The organism is Cupriavidus sp. 05T41 (genome assembly GCF_056396525.1).
In genome coordinates, this window is sequence record NZ_JBFTLQ010000020.1 from 34055 (window position 1) to 50083 (window position 16029).

Consider the following 16029-nt stretch of genomic DNA (forward strand, 5'->3'; position numbering starts at 1 on the left):
CGGCTCGATTTGGTTTGTCCTTGCCGCGCGGCCGGCTCGGCCTGCGCGGGCGTCCGCATGATACCGTGCAGCCGCGATCGTGCGAAGCCATCCGGACTAGCACGAGCCGTACCAGCGGCTCGACCGCGCTTTTGGTGCATGAACGCAAAGAAGCCCCGGACACGGCCGGGGCTTCTTCGGTACGACGGGCGGGTTGCCTTGGTGGCGGCAGCCGCGCCCGCTTATCTGGCGGGCTTGGCCGGCGCCTTGTCCGCGACCTTGGCATCCTTCTTTGCCGCAACCGCGGCCGGCTTCGGTGCGGCCGCGGCGCCGATGGTCATGCCGCCTTCCTGCAGCCGCGCCACCGATTTCTGCCCAAGGCCCTTGACGCGGTCGGCCAGGTCGGCCGCATCCTTGAAGGGACCACCCTTGGCGCGCTCGGCGACGATGGTGCTCGCGGTGGCCGGACCGATGCCCTTGAGCGTCACCAGCGAAGTCTCGTCTGCCGTATTGACATCGACCGCGGCATGGGCCGCGCCCATCAGCGAAAAGCACAGCGCCAGGGCCAGCAGTGCCTGCCCGGAAACCAGCTTGAGTACCTTGATTGCCTGATTGCGCATGGAGATTCTCCTATCCGTTGTGAAGGTAGCCGCGCCCTCGCTGGACGCGGCAACACGGAGGATAGGAGCGCGCGGCAGCGTTGGCGCGTCCTGCAACAAATGTTCACCTCGGCTACCAAGGTGTGTCCGCCGCAAGCCAAAAAAACGCGCGCCGAAGCGCGCGTCGATGGCCTGATCTCTCCCGCCTCAGGCTTTGCGCTGCAGCAGCCAGCGGCAGTAGCGCGACACGCCTTCCTCGACCGTGTAGAACGCGTCCTTGTAGCCTGCCGCGCGCAGTCGCGACATGTCCGACTGCGTGTAGCACTGGTATTTGCCGCGCAGCGCATCGGGGAACTTGACGTACTCGACCAGTCCTTCCTGCACCAGCTCGTCCAGGCTCAGCCGGGGCTTGTCCTCGGCTTCGCGCAGCGTGTTGACCACGGTGGTGGCGATGTCGTTGAAGGGCTGCGCGTTGCCGGTGCCGAGGTTGAAGATCCCCGACTTGTCCGGGTGCTCGAGGAAGAACAGGTTGACCTTCACCACGTCTTCCACCGACACGAAGTCGCGCGTATGGCCACCCGGGCCGTAGCCGCCATATTCGCCGAACAGCTTCACGGTGCCGTCGGCGCGGAACTGGTTGAAATTGTGGAACGCCACCGAAGCCATGCGTCCCTTGTGCGCTTCGCGCGGGCCGTAGACATTGAAGTAGCGGAAGCCCACGATCTGCGACAAAGCCGACGGCAGCGTGCGCCGCACCACCTGGTCGAACAGGAACTTGGAGTAGCCGTAGACGTTGAGCGGCTGCTCGTGCTCGCGGTCTTCCTTGAACACCTGCGAAGCGCCGTAGGTCGCCGCCGACGAAGCGTAGAGGAACTGCGTGCCCTGCTCCAGGCAGGCTTCCATCAGCGCCCGCGTATAGCGGTAGTTGTTCTCCATCATGTAGCGGCCGTCGTGCTCCATGGTGTCCGAGCAGGCGCCCTCGTGGAAGACCGCGCGCACCTTGCCGAACTCGCCACGGGCGAAGCGCGCGAGGAATTCGGTCTTGTCCACGTAGTCGAGGATCTCGCAGTCGACGAGGTTGTGGAATTTCTCTGCGCGCGTCAGGTTGTCGACGGCGACGATATTGTCCTCGCCGCGTTCGTTGAGGCCCTTGACGAGGTTGCTGCCGATGAATCCGGCCGCGCCGGTAACGATGATGGTCATGTGCGTGAAGGCTCGTTCGAGCCGGAAGGCAGCGCCGCGCCCTGCGCCTGCGAGCCGAACAATTCAGAATAGGTGACAACGGCCGTGCCGAGCTTGCCCACCACGATGGCGCCGGCGCGGTTGGCGTGCTGCACGGCTTCCTTGAGCGGCACGCCGGCCCCGAGCATGGTCGCCAGCGTGGCGATCACGGTGTCGCCGGCGCCCGATACGTCGTAGACCTCGCGCGCCTGGGCCGAAACATGCAGCACTTCCGCTTCGGTGTAGAGCGTCATGCCCTCTTCCGAACGCGTCAGCAGCAGCGCATCGAGATGCAATTCGCGGCGCAGGTTCTGGGCCCGGATGGTGAGGTCCGATTCGGTCTTCCAGGCACCCACCACATGACGCATCTCGGCGCGGTTGGGCGTGATCAGCGTGGCGCCGCGATAGCGCGAGTAGTCGTCGCCCTTGGGATCGACCAGCACCAGGCAACCGGCCGCCCGGCCGGCTTCCACCATGCGGCCCACGTGCGCCAGCCCGCCCTTGCCGTAGTCGGACAGCACCAGCACCTTGTATTCCTTCACAAGGGCCAGGAAGCGGTCCTGCACGGAGAGCAGGACTTCGTGCGCCGGCGGGTTCTCGAAATCCACGCGCAGCAGTTGCTGCTGGTGCGCCATCACGCGCAGCTTGATGGTGGTGTTGACGCTCCGGTCGCGGTGCAGGTAGGGCTGCACATGGCTGGCCTCCAGCAGCGTCTCCAGCGTGCGGCCGGGCTCGTCGTCGCCCACCACGCCGAGCATGCCGACCGTGGCGCCCAGCGCGGCCGCGTTGCGCGCCACGTTGGCGGCGCCGCCGAGCCGTTCGTCGCTGCGCTTGATCTGCACGACCGGCACCGGCGCTTCCGGCGAGATGCGTTCCACGTCGCCGAACCAGTAGCGGTCCAGCATCATGTCGCCCGTCACCAGGATGCGGGATTGATTGATCTGTTGCAGCGGAATGTGGTTCTTGCTCATGGAATCCTTGGCAACGCGGCCCGGTCCGTCAGCCAGGGCGTCGGCTTGTCGTTCCCGTTGGTTTTCTCGGTTCAGCGCGTCGTGGTCGGCCGCCCGATCGCATGGTATTCGATGCCTGCTTCCTGCATGGCCTCGGGCTCGTACAGATTGCGGCCGTCGAAGATGACGGGTGCCTTCAGGCGGCGCTTGATCTGGTTGAAATCCGGGCTGCGGAAGACCTTCCATTCGGTGAGGATGACCAGCGCGTCGGCGCCGTCCAGCGTATCCATCTGCGCTTCGCTGAAATGCACGCGGGCAAAGCCGCCCTCGATATCGGCGAGGTCTGCCTCCAGCGCGTGGCGAGCCTCCTCCATCGAGATCGGATCGTGCACGCGCAGCGACGCACCGCGTGCAACCAGTGCGCGCGCCAGCACCCGCGACGGCGCCTCGCGCATATCGTCGGTGTTCGGCTTGAACGCCAGGCCCCAGAACGCGAACGTGCGGCCTGCGAGATCCTCGCCGAAGCGGCGCACGACCTTGTCGGCCAGCACCTGCTTTTGCGCCTCGTTGACCGCTTCCACTGCCTCCAGCACGCGCATGGGCTTGCCGTGCGCGCTCGCGGTACGCATCAGTGCCTGCACGTCCTTGGGGAAGCATGAGCCGCCGTAACCGGCGCCGGCATAGAGGAAACTATAGCCGATGCGCGGATCGGAACCGATGCCCATGCGCACCAGCTCGATATCGGCGCCGACCTCGTCGGCCAGGTTGGCCAGCTCGTTCATGAACGAGATGCGCGTGGCCAGCATCGAATTGGCGGCGTACTTGGTGAACTCCGCCGAGCGCACGTCCATGTAGAAGGTACGTTCGTGGTTGCGGTTGAACGGGGCATACAGCTGGCGCATGATGGCCTTGGCATGGCGGCCCGCGACGTCGCCGTCGCAACCCAGCACGATGCGGTCAGGCCGCATGAAGTCTTCCACCGCGGCGCCTTCCTTGAGGAACTCGGGATTCGACACCACCGAAAACTGCAGATCTTCGAGCGCACGCGTAGCCAGTTCGGCGCGGATGGCCTGCGTGACACGATCCCCGGTGCCGACCGGCACCGTCGACTTGTCCACCACCACCTTGAAGCCCGTCATATGGCGGCCGATATTGCGCGCCGCCGCCAGCACGTACTGCAGGTCTGCCGAGCCGTCCTCGTCCGGCGGCGTGCCGACCGCGATGAACTGCACATCGGCGTGCTCCACGCTGGCCGCCACGTCGGTGGAGAAGGTCAGTCGCCCGGCTTCGCGGTTGCGCTGGATCAGCTCCTTCAGGCCCGGCTCGTAGATCGGCACGCCGCCGGCATTGAGCAGAGCGATCTTGCGCTCATCCACATCCAGGCAGAACACATCGTTGCCCAGTTCTGCCAGGCAGGCGCCGGTCACTAGACCGACGTAGCCGCTGCCGATAACGGTGACTTTCATAACTCGTACTCCAGATAGGGATTGGCGCGCGCTACGACGGCGTCAGCCCAGCGCCTCGGAACGGCGCGGTGCATAGGTTTCCCAGCGATTGCAGCCGGGGCACTGCCAATAGAACAATCGCGCGCGGAAGCCACACTCGCGGCAGGTATAGCGCGCCAGGTTGCGCGTACGATGCTGCAGCAGGTCGCGGATCGCCGATACCTCCTGCGCATGGGCGAGATCCTGGCCTGCGTCGGGCTGCGCCACCGCGGCGGCGGCGCCGGATCCGGCCGCGGCCACTTCGGCGGGCGCACCCTGCGCCTGCGCGACCTCGGCGGCCTGGGCCTCGAAATACTTGGTCAGGGCCAGCAGCGAAGGCTGCCGGCGCAGTTGCTCGCGCATCAGCGTCGCGGCCGCTTCCGCACCATGCAGCTCGAGCTCCGTCCGATAGGCGCTGTCGAGCAATTCCGGGGCCAGGTTGGTCTTGAGCAGGCCGCGCAGCCACTCCAGGGCCCGGCCTTCATCACCGAGCTGGCGATAGGCCTTGATCACGCGATCCGCCACCAACGGCAGGTAGGACGCATCCTGCTTCTCGATGCCCAGCCAGTGGCCCAGCGCGCCGGTGACATCGCCTGCCGCCATCGCCACGTCGCCGAGCAGCATCGGCGCGCGCACATTGGCGGGGTTTTCCTCGATGGCCTGCCGCAACCAGCCGGTCGCATCCTCTGGCTGCTTGCGCTGCAGCGCGTCCTGCGCCAGTTCGCAACAGAACTGCGCGATCTGCACCTTGTAGTCCTTCTGCTCGAGCGGCTGGAGTTCGCGCGCGGCCTCGATGGCCTTCTTCCATTCCTTCTCGACTTCGTAGAGTTCGAGCAGCACATGCTTGGCCGGCGCCGCGTAGGGGCCCGACATCAGCCGCCGCAGCGACTCTTCGGCACGGTCCAGCAACCCGGCGCGCAGATAGTCCTGCCCGAGTTCGTAGAGGGCGTGCTCGCGCTCTGCATCGGGCAGGTCCTGGCGGCTGGCCAGGTTCTGGTGCACGCGAATGGCGCGCTCGGTTTCGCCGCGCCGGCGGAACAGCGCACCGAGGGCGAAGTGAAGCTCGGTGGTCTCGGGGTCCAGGCGCACCACTTCGATAAAGGCATCGATGGCCTGGTCGGGCTGCTCGTTGAGCAGGAAATTCAGCCCTTTGAAATAGGAACGGGGAAGCGCGCCCTGCTCGCTCAGGAGCTGGCGCGCATCGAAGCGCGCGGCCATCCAGCCGAGGCCAAAGATCAGCGGCAGCGCAAGCAGCCACCAGGTTTCAAAAATCATGGCTCAGACTTTCGGGCCGACTACGTTGTAGGGAACGCCGGATGCGGCCGCCTGCGGATCGCTTGCGGCCGGCTGGCTGCGCGCCTCGCCGAGCGCACGCCGCAGCCGGCCCACTTCCATGCGCTGGCGCATCAGCGCGGGCGCAATGGCGGCGAGCGCGGCGACGATACCGAGGCCGAATGCGGCAAGCAGGATCAGGATCAGCGGCGCGCGCCAGACTGCGTCGAAAAACAGCCGCAGCGAGGCGTCGGCGGTGTTGCGCAGCGCCAGCACGAACAGCAGCGCGAACAGGACGATGCGGATGATCCAGGCGACAAGTTTCATGCGGGCTTCATGCGGACATCATGCGGACTTCATGCGACAGGTAGGAACTCGGGCCCAGGCAATGCGGCTATCAGGGCAGTCCCCGGTGGATTTCCGGCATTGTAGCGGAATCGCCTCGTGCCAACGGTAACGTCTTGTATGCCCACACAATGAAAAAGCGCCCCGATAAGGGGCGCTTTCTCGACTATCCAGGCATGTTGCGAGCGAATCGCAGCAAATCAGGACCGGGCCAGCTTCAGCCCGGCATCCTCGTGCAGCGCACCGCCGGCAACCGTCGCCGGCTTGGACTGGACATGCGTTGCCGCATGTGCCGCCCCAGGCGCGGCGCCGTGGCCGTTGCCGTTGGCGATGCCATTGCCGTTGCCGACGTGACTCCCGTTGGCAATGGCACCGGCACCACCGTTACCGGCCTGTGGCACCGGGCTGCGGTCGACCCGCTCGCGCAACTCCTTGCCCGCCTTGAAGTGCGGCACCCGTTTCTCGGGCACCAGCACACGTTCGCCGGACTTGGGGTTGCGCCCCACGCGCGGCGGACGCCGGTTCAGACCAAAACTGCCGAATCCGCGAATCTCGATTCGGTGGCCGTCGGCCAACGCTTCGGACATCGCATCGAGGATCGTCTTCACCGAGATGTCCGCATCCCGCAGCAACAACTGCGGGAACCGGGCAGCCAGTTTTTCGACAAGCTCGGACTTGGTCATGGGCATCCGCTGGCAGGAGTGAACCAATGCTTACTGGTTGTCCTGGCCGAGCTTGGCCTTCAGCAGCGCGCCCAGGTTGGTCGTGCCAGCCGTGCCGGTGTCAGCCGCGAACTTTTGCATCGCTTCTTGCTGCTCGACGTTGTCCTTGGCCTTGATCGACAGGTTGATGTTGCGCGACTTGCGGTCGACGTTCACAACCAGAGCGGTGATCTGCTCGCCTTCCTTCAGCACGTTGCGGGCGTCTTCCACGCGGTCAGCCGAGATCTCGGATGCGCGCAGGTAGCCTTCGACGTCATCAGCCAACTGCACCACGGCGCCCTTGGCATCAACCGTCTTGATCGTGCCGTTGACCAGGGAACCCTTGTCGTTGGCCGAGATGAAGTTGTTGAACGGATCGCCCGACAGCTGCTTGATACCCAGCGAGATGCGTTCCTTGTCGACGTCGATGCCCAGAACCACGGCTTCCACTTCGTCGCCCTTCTTGTACTTGCGCACGGCTTCTTCGCCGGTTTCTTGCCAGGACAGGTCGGACAGGTGCACCAGGCCGTCGATGCCACCGGGCAGGCCGATGAACACGCCGAAGTCGGTGATCGACTTGATCTGGCCGCCCAGCTTGTCGCCCTTCTTGTGGTTACGGCTGAAATCGTCCCACGGATTGGCCTTGCACTGCTTCATGCCCAGGCTGATACGACGCTTGTCTTCGTCGATATCCAGAACCATGACTTCGACTTCGTCGCCCAGCTGGACAACCTTGGACGGAGCAACGTTCTTGTTGGTCCAGTCCATTTCCGACACGTGCACCAGGCCTTCGATGCCGGCTTCGATCTCGACGAACGCGCCGTAGTCGGTCAGGTTGGTCACCTTGCCGAACAGGCGGGTGCTTTGCGGGTAACGACGCGAGATGCCGACCCACGGATCTTCGCCCAGCTGCTTCACGCCCAGCGAGACGCGGTTCTTCTCTTGGTCGAACTTGAGGATCTTGGCGGTGATTTCCTGGCCAACCGACAGCACTTCGCTGGGGTGACGCACACGACGCCATGCCAGGTCGGTGATGTGCAGCAGGCCGTCGATGCCACCCAGGTCCACGAACGCGCCGTAGTCCGTGATGTTCTTGACGATACCGTTGACGATGGCGCCTTCCTTCAGGGTTTCCATCAGCTTCTGGCGCTCTTCGCCCAGGGTCGCTTCCACGACAGCGCGGCGCGACAGCACCACGTTGTTGCGCTTGCGATCCAGCTTGATGACCTTGAATTCCAGGGTCTTGCCTTCGTACGGCGTGGTGTCCTTGATCGGACGCACGTCGACCAGCGAGCCCGGCAGGAACGCGCGGATGCCGTTGACCATGACGGTCAGGCCGCCCTTGACCTTGCCCGTGACCGTGCCCGAGATGATCTCGCCGTCTTCCAGCGCCTTCTCGAGGTTCAGCCACGATGCCAGGCGCTTGGCCTTGTCGCGGGAGAGGATGGTGTCGCCATAGCCGTTCTCGAGCGCGTCGATGGCCACGGAGACGTAGTCGCCGGCCTGCACTTCGAGTTCGCCCTGGTCGTTCAGGAACTCCTCCACCGGCACAAAGGCTTCCGATTTGAGGCCGGCGTTGACGACCACGAAGTTGTGGTCGATGCGCACGACTTCAGCGGAAATCACTTCGCCAGCCTTCATATTGGAGCGGGCGACGGATTCCTCGAACAGTGCGGCAAAGGATTCGTTAGTTTGCAGGTCGGACATAAACTTGAGTATCAATCCGCAGTACTCGGGCCGGCGCGAGGATCGCGCACAGTCTGCCAGGGCAGCGGGGTCAGGTTGGACAACACCGGCAGGTCCGCTCGGGCGGGCGCTGCCGGCACTTCAGTGCGAAGTGGTCAGGGCGCGGGTCAGGAACCCTGCACCGCAAACCACTGCAGCACTTGCGCCACCGCCTGATCCACCGTCATGTCGGAGGTATCGAGCAGTTTTGCATCCGTTGCGGGACGCAGCGGCGCGGCCGTGCGGGTGCGATCCCGCAGGTCGCGCGACTCGAGGTCACGCAAAAGGTCTTCGATATTAGCAGAAATTCCCTTATCAATCAATTGTTTATAGCGCCGGCGAGCGCGCGCCTCGACACTTGCGGTCAGGAATACCTTCAGGCGGGCGTCCGGGAAAATCACGGTGCCCATGTCGCGCCCGTCGGCGACAAGCCCGGGCAGCTTGCGAAAGCCCCGCTGCAGCGCCGTAAGCGCATCGCGCACCGGCTGATGCACGGCGATGGCCGAGGCGCGGTTGCCGGTCGCCTCGGCGCGCAGGGCCAGGCTGACCTCCTCGCCACTGAGCCAGACCCGGTCCGGGCCGAACTTGACATCGAGGTGGGCAGCCAGCCTTGCAAGCGCCTCGATGTCCTGTATATCGATGCCTGCACGCTCGCTGGCGAGCGCCACAAGGCGATACAAGGCCCCGCTGTCCAGCAAGTGGAAGCTGAGCGCATCGGCCACCTTGTGCGCTACGGTGCCCTTGCCAGAGGCAGTGGGCCCGTCGATTGTGATGACGTCGACAATAGTCATTGCTTATTGAAACAGAACAAAAAATTGAATACTTAAATCAGAACGGGAATTCGCCACGACAAGTCCTCCTTGTCCTTCGTCCGCGCGCAGGCGGCATCGTTCACACCGCAATTCCATACTGTGGCGCATTCCGCGCCCGGCCGCTACTGGGGCAGGCGCGCATGCGCGTATGCGGGCCTCCCGGCCCGCGCCGGGTGATCAGCGCGCCACCGTGGCGAACACGTCGAAGTAGTCCGGGAAGGTCTTGGCCACGCAACCCGGCTCGTTGATGCGTACCGGCAGCGGCCCGAACGCGGCCAGCGAAAAGCACATCGCCACGCGGTGGTCGTCATAAGTGTCGATACCGGCCGCCGGCGTCAGCCACTGGGTCGGTGGCGTCACTTTCAGGTAGTCCGCGCCCTCCTCCACCTCCGCGCCGAGCTTGCGCAACTCGATGGCCATGGCGCTGATGCGGTCGGTTTCCTTGACCCGCCAGCTGGCGATATTGGTCAGCGTGGTCGGGCCGTCGGCAAACAGCGCAGCCACCGCCAGCGTCATGGCGGCGTCGGGAATGTGATTGCAGTCGAGTTCGATGCCGCGCAGGCGGCCATCGTCACGCTCGGTGCCGCGCACCTCGATCCAGTTGGCGCCGGCCATGACATTGGCGCCCATGCGATTGAGCGCCTCGGCAAACTTCACATCCCCCTGGATGCTCGACATGCCCACGCCTTCCACGCGCAAGGGGCCGCCGCCGATGGCACCGGCGGCCAGGAAATACGACGCCGACGACGCATCGCCCTCGACGAAGATCTCGCCCGGCGAGCGATAGGCGGCACGCGCCGGAACGATAAAGCGCGACCAGCCTTCGCGCCTGACGTCGATGCCGAAGCGCGCCAGCAGGCTGAGCGTGATCTCGACATAGGGCTTGGAGATCAACTCGCCCACGATCTCGATCTCGATGGTGCCGGCGGCCGCGTCGGCCAGCGGCAACGTCATCAGCAGGGCCGTCAGGAACTGGCTGGAGACATCGCCGCGCACGCGGATGGGCGCATCGATGCGGATCTGGGCGGGCGAGATCTGCAGCGGCGGATAGCCCTCGGTCCCCAGGTAGTCGACCTTGGCGCCGATCTGGCGCAGGCCGTCGACGAGATCGCCGATCGGCCGCTCGTGCATGCGTGGCACGCCGGACAGCTTGTAGCTGCCGCCCTGCAGGGCCAGCGCCGCGGTCAGCGGGCGGATGGCGGTGCCCGCATTGCCCATGAACAGGTCCGCCGCCTTGCCGGGGAATTTGCCGCCCACGCCGCGCACCACGCACACGCCGTCTTCCTGGCGCCATTCCACGCCGAGCGTGCGCAGCGCCTGCAGCATCACGCGGGTGTCGTCGGAATCGAGCAGGTCGCATACGCGGGTCTCGCCCTCGGCGAGCGCCGCCAGCAGCAGCACGCGGTTGGAGATGCTCTTGGAGCCCGGCAGGCGAACCGTGCCAGAGGCGCGAGTGAGGGGACCGAGCGTGAGGTGTTCCATGGTCTGCAAGCGGGTTGGGCGACGGCCGTGCCGATGGCGGGCCGCCGTGGTGTGAATGACGCGAATGACGCGAAGGACGCGAAGGACGTGGCGGTCAGGGTTCGACGTTGACTGCAGGCGCACGCTGCGCGCCCCACTGAAGGCGGGCCTGGCTGGCACGCTGGAAGACGCGTTCAAGGCCCGCGCCGTCGCTTTTCTCGATCAGGGTCTTCAGGTGCGCGAGCATGGCCTGGTAGGTAGTCAGCTCGCTGAGCATCGCCTCGCGGTTGCCCACGCAGATGTCTCGCCACATTTCCGGGGAGGACGCCGCAATGCGCGTGAAGTCACGGAAACCGCCACCGGCGAAATCGAGCTTGAGCGCCGCGTCTTCGGCATTGGCCACCTGGGCGACCAGCGCGTACGACAGCAAATGCGGCAGATGGCTGACCGAGGCGAACACGGCGTCGTGCTGCACCGCAGACATCACATGGCAGAGCGCGCCCGCGGTCTCCCACATGGCGCGCACGGCGGCCACATCGAGGCGGGAGTTTTCCTGCAGCGGGCACAACACGACCCGCTTGCCGTCGTAGAGATCGGCCAGCGCGGCCTCGACTCCGTGCAGCTCGCGGCCGGCGATCGGATGCGCCGGCACGAATTGCGCTGCCTTGTCGCCCAGCGCGGTCTTGGCGGCCACGATCACATCGGACTTGGTGCTGCCCGCGTCGGTCACGATGGTGGCGGGCTCCAGGTGCGGCTCGAGTGCGTGCAGCAGCGCAAAGGTCTGCGCCACCGGCGCGCACAGCACGATCACGCTGGCGCCTTTGGCGGCTTCTTCCAGCGTCGCCGCCTCGTCGATCACGCCAAGCTTGAGGGCGCGCTCGAGCGCAGCCTGCGAGCGGCCCACGCCGACCACCGTGCCGACCGCGCCGGCCCGCTTGAGCGCAAGCGCGAGCGAGCCGCCGATCAGGCCGACGCCGACAATGACGACACGAGAAAAATAGGGGGCGGACGCAGGATCGGTCACGGGAATACGCTGCCAGGCACGAAAGTTCGGGAATCCGGCATTGTATCCGCTCCGCCCGGCATCGGCGCCGCCAAATGCGCGGGTGGCGGGCCGCGACGCGGGGACGGCGCCGGCCCGGGTGCCTTTACCTGAGCGCTTTTTCCAGCGCCGCGATGAAGGCGGCGTTCTCTTCGGGCAGGCCGATGGTCACGCGCAGCCACTTCGGCAGGTTGTAGTTGCCCACCGGGCGCACGATCACGCCCTGCCTGAGCAGCGCCAGGTTGACGCGCGCGCCGGCACCGTCGTCCTCGCCCACGCGCACCAGCACGAAGTTGCCCGAGGACGGCACGTATTGCAGGCCGAGCCGGTCGAACGCGGCCACCAGTTGCGCCTTGCCGGCGCGGTTCAGCTCGGCGCTGCGCTTGAGGAAGGCCGCATCGCCCAGCGCCGCGATCGCCGCCACCTGTGCGAGGCTGTTCACGTTGAACGGCTGGCGGACGCGGTTGAGCAGGTCGGTCAGCGCCGGCTGGGCCACCGCGTAGCCGACACGCAGGCCGGCCAGGCCGTAGGCCTTGGAGAACGTGCGCGACACCAGCAGGTTCGGATACCGGCGCACCCACGCGACCGAGTCGTACTGCTGCGCATCGTCCAGGTACTCGTTGTAGGCCTCGTCCAGCACCACGACCACGTCGGCAGGCACCTTGGCCAGGAACGCTTCGAGGGCGGCGGCCGGCAGGAAGGTGCCGGTCGGGTTGTTGGGGTTGGCGATGAAGACCAGGCGCGTATCCGGCGCGATGGCGGCAGCCATCGCGTCCAGGTCGTGGCCGAAGTCGCGCGCCTTGACCTCGATGGCGCGCGCGCCGACTTCCTGTGTGGCGAGCGCGTACACGGCGAAGGAGTGCTCGGCATAGACGATCGACTCGCCCGGCTTGACCAGCGCGTGCGCGGCGATTTCCAGGATGTCGTTGCTGCCGTTGCCCAGCGTGAGCCATTCCGTGTCTACGTCGAAGCGGGCCGACAATGCGGCCTTCAGCTCGAACCCGTTGGCGTCGGGGTAGCGGCCCAGCTCGCCCACCGCGGCAGCGATGGCGGCGCGCGCCGAATCGGGCATGCCAAGCGGGTTCTCGTTCGACGCCAGCTTGACGATGGCGGCCTCGTCCAGGCCAAACTCGCGCGCCACCTCGGAAATGGGCTTGCCCGCCACGTACGGGGAAATCGCACGCACGTAATCCGGACCGAATTGCTTGCCCTGCTCTGCCATATCGACTCCTCGCTGTTCGCTTTCTTGTTGCTCTGACGTGATGCCCTACCTGCTGGACGGGTACGAGCCCAGCACCTTGAAGTAAGCCGCATTGCGGCGCAGTTCCTCCAGCGCCCGCATCACCGCGGCGTCATGCTGGTGACCTTCCACGTCCACGTAGAAGTAGTATTCCCACGCGCCGCTGCGCGCCGGACGCGACTCGAAGCGGCACATCGACACACCGTTGTCGGCCAGCGGCGCGAGCAACTGGTACACCGCGCCGGCCTTGTTCGGCACCGACAGGATCATCGAGGTCTGGTCGCTGCCCGAGGGCTCGGTCTCGTAGCGCCCGATCACCGCGAAGCGCGTGCGGTTGTGCGGGTCGTCCTGGATATGCGTGCGCACCAGGTGCAGGTGGTAGCGGTTGGCCGCCGATTCGCCGGCAATCGCCGCCACCGTCGGGTCCTCGCTTGCCATGCGCGCGGCTTCCGCGTTGCTCGACACCGCCTGGCGCTCCAGGTGCGGGTAGTTCGCCGTGAGCCAGTGCTGGCATTGCGCCAGCGCCTGCGCATGGGCCCGCACCACGGTCACGCCCTTCATGTCCGGCGACGACGCCATCAGGTTGTGATGGACCTTGAGCGCAATCTCGCCGCTGATCTTCAGCGAGGTCTGCAGGAACAGGTCCAGCGTGCGCGACACCGCGCCCTCGGTGGAGTTCTCCACCGGCACCACGCCATACTCCACGGTGCCGGCTTCCACCGCGCGGAACACCTCGTCGATGCTCGGGCACGGCACGCCGCTCACCTCATGGCCGAAATGCGAGTACAGCGCCTGCTCGGAGAACGTGCCGGCCGGCCCCAGGAAGGCCACCTCGAGCGGCTTCTCGAGTCCGCGGCAGGCAGACATCACCTCGCGCCAGATCGATGCCACGCTTTCGTCGAGCAGCGGGCCGGGGTTGGCGCCCTGCACCTTGCGAATCACCTGCAATTCGCGCTCGGGACGGAACACCGGCGCGCCGTACTTTTTCTTGACCTCGCCCACGTCGAGAGCCAGTTGCGCACGGCGGTTCAGCATCGCGAGCAGTTCGCGGTCGAGCGTGTCGATCTGCTCGCGCAGCGGCGCCAGCTCGACGCCGAGCGCCTTGTCGGCAGCGGCATTGTCCTGCGGCGCCGCCTCCTGCGCGATGTGCTTGTCTTGATTTGTCATTGTATGGATCCGCTTCGCCACCTCATTGCGAAATGGCTCTGAAAATGGCCGGCTTGCGCGGTCTGCGCGCAGCCCTGCGCGATGGTGCCCGGCAGTGTGGCGGCGCCGCGCCACTGCCGCCGGGCAAGGTCACCGCATGAAAATCAAGCCGCGCTGCGCTCGAACTCGCGCATGTACTCGATCAGCGCCAGCACACCTTCGAGCGGCATGGCGTTGTACAGGCTGGCACGCATGCCTCCGACCGACTTGTGGCCCTTGAGCTGGACCAGCCCGTTGGCGCGCGCACCGGCCAGAAACGCATCGTTGCGCGACTCGTCGGCCAGGAAGAACGGCACGTTCATGCGCGAGCGGCTGCCCGGATCGATCTCGTTGCGATAGAACGCGCTCTGGTCCAGGAACTGGTACAGCGCGCCCGACTTGGCGATATTGCGCTGCTCGATCGCGCCCACGCCGCCCTGGGCCTTGAGCCACTTGAAGACCAGGCCGGCGATATAGATGGCGTAGGTCGGCGGCGTGTTGTACATCGAGTCATGCTCGGCCACCACGCGCCAGTTGAAGGCGGAGGGGCACAGCGGATGCGCGTGGCCCAGCAGGTCTTCACGCACGATCACGATGGTCACCCCGGCCGGGCCGATGTTCTTCTGCGCGCCGCCGTAGGCAACCTGGACGCGCGACCAGTCCACCGGGCGCGAGAGGATATGGCTGGAGACATCGGCCACCAGCACCGGTCCGCCATCGCGGCTCTGGCCGATATCGGGCACGTCCTGGAACTCGACGCCGTCGATGGTCTCGTTGGTGCAGAGATGCACGTAGGCCGCGTCGTCGGACAGCTTCCACTGGGACACGTCGGGAATGCGCGCGAACTTCTGCGCGGCACTGCTGGCGGCGATATTGACCTCGCCATAGCGGCGCGCTTCCTTCTCGGACTTCACCGACCAGCTGCCGGTCACGACGAAATCCGCCTTCGGACGCTCGGCGTCCACGCGGCGCATCAGGTTCAACGGCACGATGCCGTTCTCGCCGATGGCACCGCCCTGCAGGAACAGGATGCGGAAGTTCTTCGGCACATGCAGCAGTTCGCGCAGGTTGGCCAGGGCCTCGGCCTGGATGCCTTCGAACTCGCGGCTGCGATGGCTCATTTCCATCACCGAAACCCCGGTGCCGTGCCATGACAGCATTTCTTCGGCCGCCTGCATCAGCACTTCGGTCGGCAGCGCTGCCGGACCGGGCGAGAAGTTATAGACACGCTCGGCCACGGCGCGCTGCATCATGGCGGCAAGTGCGGGATTCTGGGGTTCGTTCATGGAATGAAAAATGGCTGCCGGTGTTAACCAAGCAGCCATTATCCCTCAAACCCGCGCCGCAATGGGCAGACGAGGACAGCGCCCCGCTCCCGCGGCCGGTTGCCCGGGCTTACTTCGCAGCAGCGGCGATTTCCTTCTCGGCGGCGTCGCGCATCGACTTGCCGACCTGCGGGCCGTACTTCTGCATCATCGAGCCCCAGATTTCCTGGGTGGCCTTGCCCTGGTTGGCCATGAACTTCTGTCCGGTAGCCGATTTCAGGAAGGTGGTCAGGTCACGGATTTCCTGCGCGCTGTAGTACTTGCCGAAGGCGTCGTAGTGCGCCTTCATGGCGTCGCTCTTGAAGCCGTCGGTCGAGAACGCCTGGCCGGCGCCATCCACCATGCGCTGCACCGCGCCGTTCTTCTTCAGCTTGTCGACCGCAGCCTGCTTCTGCTTGTCGTTGAGGGTCTTGTTCTCGACAAGTACCTGCTCCAGGACCATGGGCGCTTCCTGCTTGGCGCCCTGCTGCCAGTTGTCAGCCTGACCCTTGACGGCCTGGTCGGCCTGCATGACGGTCAGGAGCTCCTTGATGGCAGCGGTCTTGTCGGCGTCCTGGGCTTGCGCCGCGTTGGCCAGCATCATGGCCGGCACGAAGGCAGCCAGAACAGCGATACGTCGATAGGTCTTGAGCATTGTGACTCCCTGGTAAATATGTCCGTTTTAGTCCGACGGCCGGCAAACGAGTTC

Annotated in this window: 15 protein-coding genes; all 15 read right to left on the reverse strand. The window is 65.8% G+C overall.

What is annotated here, in order from left to right; translation table 11 throughout:
- Window positions 1-221 precede the first annotated feature (221 nt).
- The 15 genes from AC1DKV_RS14245 to AC1DKV_RS14315 all read right to left on the reverse strand — a co-directional run bounded on the left by AC1DKV_RS14245 (window position 222) and on the right by AC1DKV_RS14315 (window position 15975).
- A complete protein-coding gene (locus tag AC1DKV_RS14245) occupies window positions 222-599 on the reverse strand; it encodes a ComEA family DNA-binding protein (RefSeq protein ID WP_441612515.1) in 378 nt (125 codons plus the stop codon).
- A 186-nt stretch (window positions 600-785) separates the two neighbouring features.
- A complete protein-coding gene (gene rfaD / locus AC1DKV_RS14250; RefSeq protein ID WP_441612516.1) occupies window positions 786-1781 on the reverse strand; it encodes an ADP-glyceromanno-heptose 6-epimerase in 996 nt (331 codons plus the stop codon).
- Complete coding sequence (gene rfaE1, locus AC1DKV_RS14255; RefSeq protein ID WP_441612517.1) at window positions 1778-2770, reverse strand: D-glycero-beta-D-manno-heptose-7-phosphate kinase; 993 nt, start codon at window positions 2768-2770, stop codon at window positions 1778-1780. The genes rfaD and rfaE1 overlap by 4 nt, the downstream gene beginning before the upstream one ends.
- Window positions 2771-2841: 71 nt before the next feature.
- Window positions 2842-4215 carry a UDP-glucose dehydrogenase family protein gene (locus AC1DKV_RS14260; protein ID WP_441612518.1) on the reverse strand — a complete coding sequence of 458 codons (1374 nt, stop codon included), beginning with the start codon at window positions 4213-4215 and terminating at the stop codon, window positions 2842-2844.
- A 42-nt stretch (window positions 4216-4257) separates the two neighbouring features.
- Window positions 4258-5508, reverse strand: coding sequence for a lipopolysaccharide assembly protein LapB (gene lapB / locus AC1DKV_RS14265; protein WP_441612519.1), 1251 nt, complete (start codon window positions 5506-5508; stop codon window positions 4258-4260).
- Between the two features lie 3 nt (window positions 5509-5511).
- Window positions 5512-5832, reverse strand: a complete 321-nt coding sequence (locus AC1DKV_RS14270) for a lipopolysaccharide assembly protein LapA domain-containing protein (RefSeq protein WP_441612520.1) — start codon at window positions 5830-5832, stop codon at window positions 5512-5514.
- A gap of 218 nt (window positions 5833-6050) precedes the next feature.
- Complete coding sequence (locus tag AC1DKV_RS14275) at window positions 6051-6533, reverse strand: integration host factor subunit beta (protein WP_441612521.1); 483 nt, start codon at window positions 6531-6533, stop codon at window positions 6051-6053.
- Window positions 6534-6563: 30 nt separating this feature from the next.
- Window positions 6564-8258: a 30S ribosomal protein S1 gene (rpsA, locus tag AC1DKV_RS14280; RefSeq protein WP_006158411.1), complete on the reverse strand. Its 1695-nt coding sequence runs from the start codon at window positions 8256-8258 to the stop codon at window positions 6564-6566.
- Between the two features lie 146 nt (window positions 8259-8404).
- Window positions 8405-9067: a (d)CMP kinase gene (gene cmk, locus AC1DKV_RS14285; RefSeq protein ID WP_441612522.1), complete on the reverse strand. Its 663-nt coding sequence runs from the start codon at window positions 9065-9067 to the stop codon at window positions 8405-8407.
- A 198-nt stretch (window positions 9068-9265) separates the two neighbouring features.
- Window positions 9266-10570 (reverse strand): 3-phosphoshikimate 1-carboxyvinyltransferase, encoded by a 1305-nt coding sequence (gene aroA, locus AC1DKV_RS14290; RefSeq protein ID WP_441612523.1) that lies wholly within the window; start codon window positions 10568-10570, stop codon window positions 9266-9268.
- A 94-nt stretch (window positions 10571-10664) separates the two neighbouring features.
- A complete protein-coding gene (locus AC1DKV_RS14295; RefSeq protein WP_441612524.1) occupies window positions 10665-11573 on the reverse strand; it encodes a prephenate dehydrogenase in 909 nt (302 codons plus the stop codon).
- Window positions 11574-11697: 124 nt separating this feature from the next.
- Window positions 11698-12813, reverse strand: a complete 1116-nt coding sequence (gene hisC, locus AC1DKV_RS14300; protein WP_441612526.1) for a histidinol-phosphate transaminase — start codon at window positions 12811-12813, stop codon at window positions 11698-11700.
- A 45-nt stretch (window positions 12814-12858) separates the two neighbouring features.
- Window positions 12859-13998, reverse strand: a complete 1140-nt coding sequence (pheA, locus tag AC1DKV_RS14305; RefSeq protein ID WP_441612527.1) for a prephenate dehydratase — start codon at window positions 13996-13998, stop codon at window positions 12859-12861.
- 143 nt (window positions 13999-14141) lie between these two features.
- Window positions 14142-15302, reverse strand: coding sequence for a 3-phosphoserine/phosphohydroxythreonine transaminase (gene serC, locus AC1DKV_RS14310; RefSeq protein WP_441612528.1), 1161 nt, complete (start codon window positions 15300-15302; stop codon window positions 14142-14144).
- A 109-nt stretch (window positions 15303-15411) separates the two neighbouring features.
- Window positions 15412-15975 carry a DUF2059 domain-containing protein gene (locus AC1DKV_RS14315; protein ID WP_477137623.1) on the reverse strand — a complete coding sequence of 188 codons (564 nt, stop codon included), beginning with the start codon at window positions 15973-15975 and terminating at the stop codon, window positions 15412-15414.
- Window positions 15976-16029 lie beyond the last annotated feature (54 nt).

Excerpts from the sequence above, each read along its gene's own strand:
- AC1DKV_RS14260 (WP_441612518.1), bottom strand. The coding sequence starts at position 4,215 with ATGAAAGTCACCGTTATCGGCAGCGGCTACGTCGGTCTAGTGACCGGC.
- rfaD (WP_441612516.1), bottom strand. The coding sequence starts at position 1,781 with ATGACCATCATCGTTACCGGCGCGGCCGGATTCATCGGCAGCAACCTC.
- AC1DKV_RS14315 (WP_477137623.1), bottom strand. The coding sequence starts at position 15,975 with ATGCTCAAGACCTATCGACGTATCGCTGTTCTGGCTGCCTTCGTGCCG.
- pheA (WP_441612527.1), bottom strand. The coding sequence starts at position 13,998 with ATGACAAATCAAGACAAGCACATCGCGCAGGAGGCGGCGCCGCAGGAC.
- AC1DKV_RS14270 (WP_441612520.1), bottom strand. The coding sequence starts at position 5,832 with ATGAAACTTGTCGCCTGGATCATCCGCATCGTCCTGTTCGCGCTGCTG.
- aroA (WP_441612523.1), bottom strand. The coding sequence starts at position 10,570 with ATGGAACACCTCACGCTCGGTCCCCTCACTCGCGCCTCTGGCACGGTT.
- rpsA (WP_006158411.1), bottom strand. The coding sequence starts at position 8,258 with ATGTCCGACCTGCAAACTAACGAATCCTTTGCCGCACTGTTCGAGGAA.
- AC1DKV_RS14275 (WP_441612521.1), bottom strand. The coding sequence starts at position 6,533 with ATGACCAAGTCCGAGCTTGTCGAAAAACTGGCTGCCCGGTTCCCGCAG.
- lapB (WP_441612519.1), bottom strand. The coding sequence starts at position 5,508 with ATGATTTTTGAAACCTGGTGGCTGCTTGCGCTGCCGCTGATCTTTGGC.
- hisC (WP_441612526.1), bottom strand. The coding sequence starts at position 12,813 with ATGGCAGAGCAGGGCAAGCAATTCGGTCCGGATTACGTGCGTGCGATT.
- rfaE1 (WP_441612517.1), bottom strand. The coding sequence starts at position 2,770 with ATGAGCAAGAACCACATTCCGCTGCAACAGATCAATCAATCCCGCATC.
- serC (WP_441612528.1), bottom strand. The coding sequence starts at position 15,302 with ATGAACGAACCCCAGAATCCCGCACTTGCCGCCATGATGCAGCGCGCC.
- cmk (WP_441612522.1), bottom strand. The coding sequence starts at position 9,067 with ATGACTATTGTCGACGTCATCACAATCGACGGGCCCACTGCCTCTGGC.
- AC1DKV_RS14245 (WP_441612515.1), bottom strand. The coding sequence starts at position 599 with ATGCGCAATCAGGCAATCAAGGTACTCAAGCTGGTTTCCGGGCAGGCA.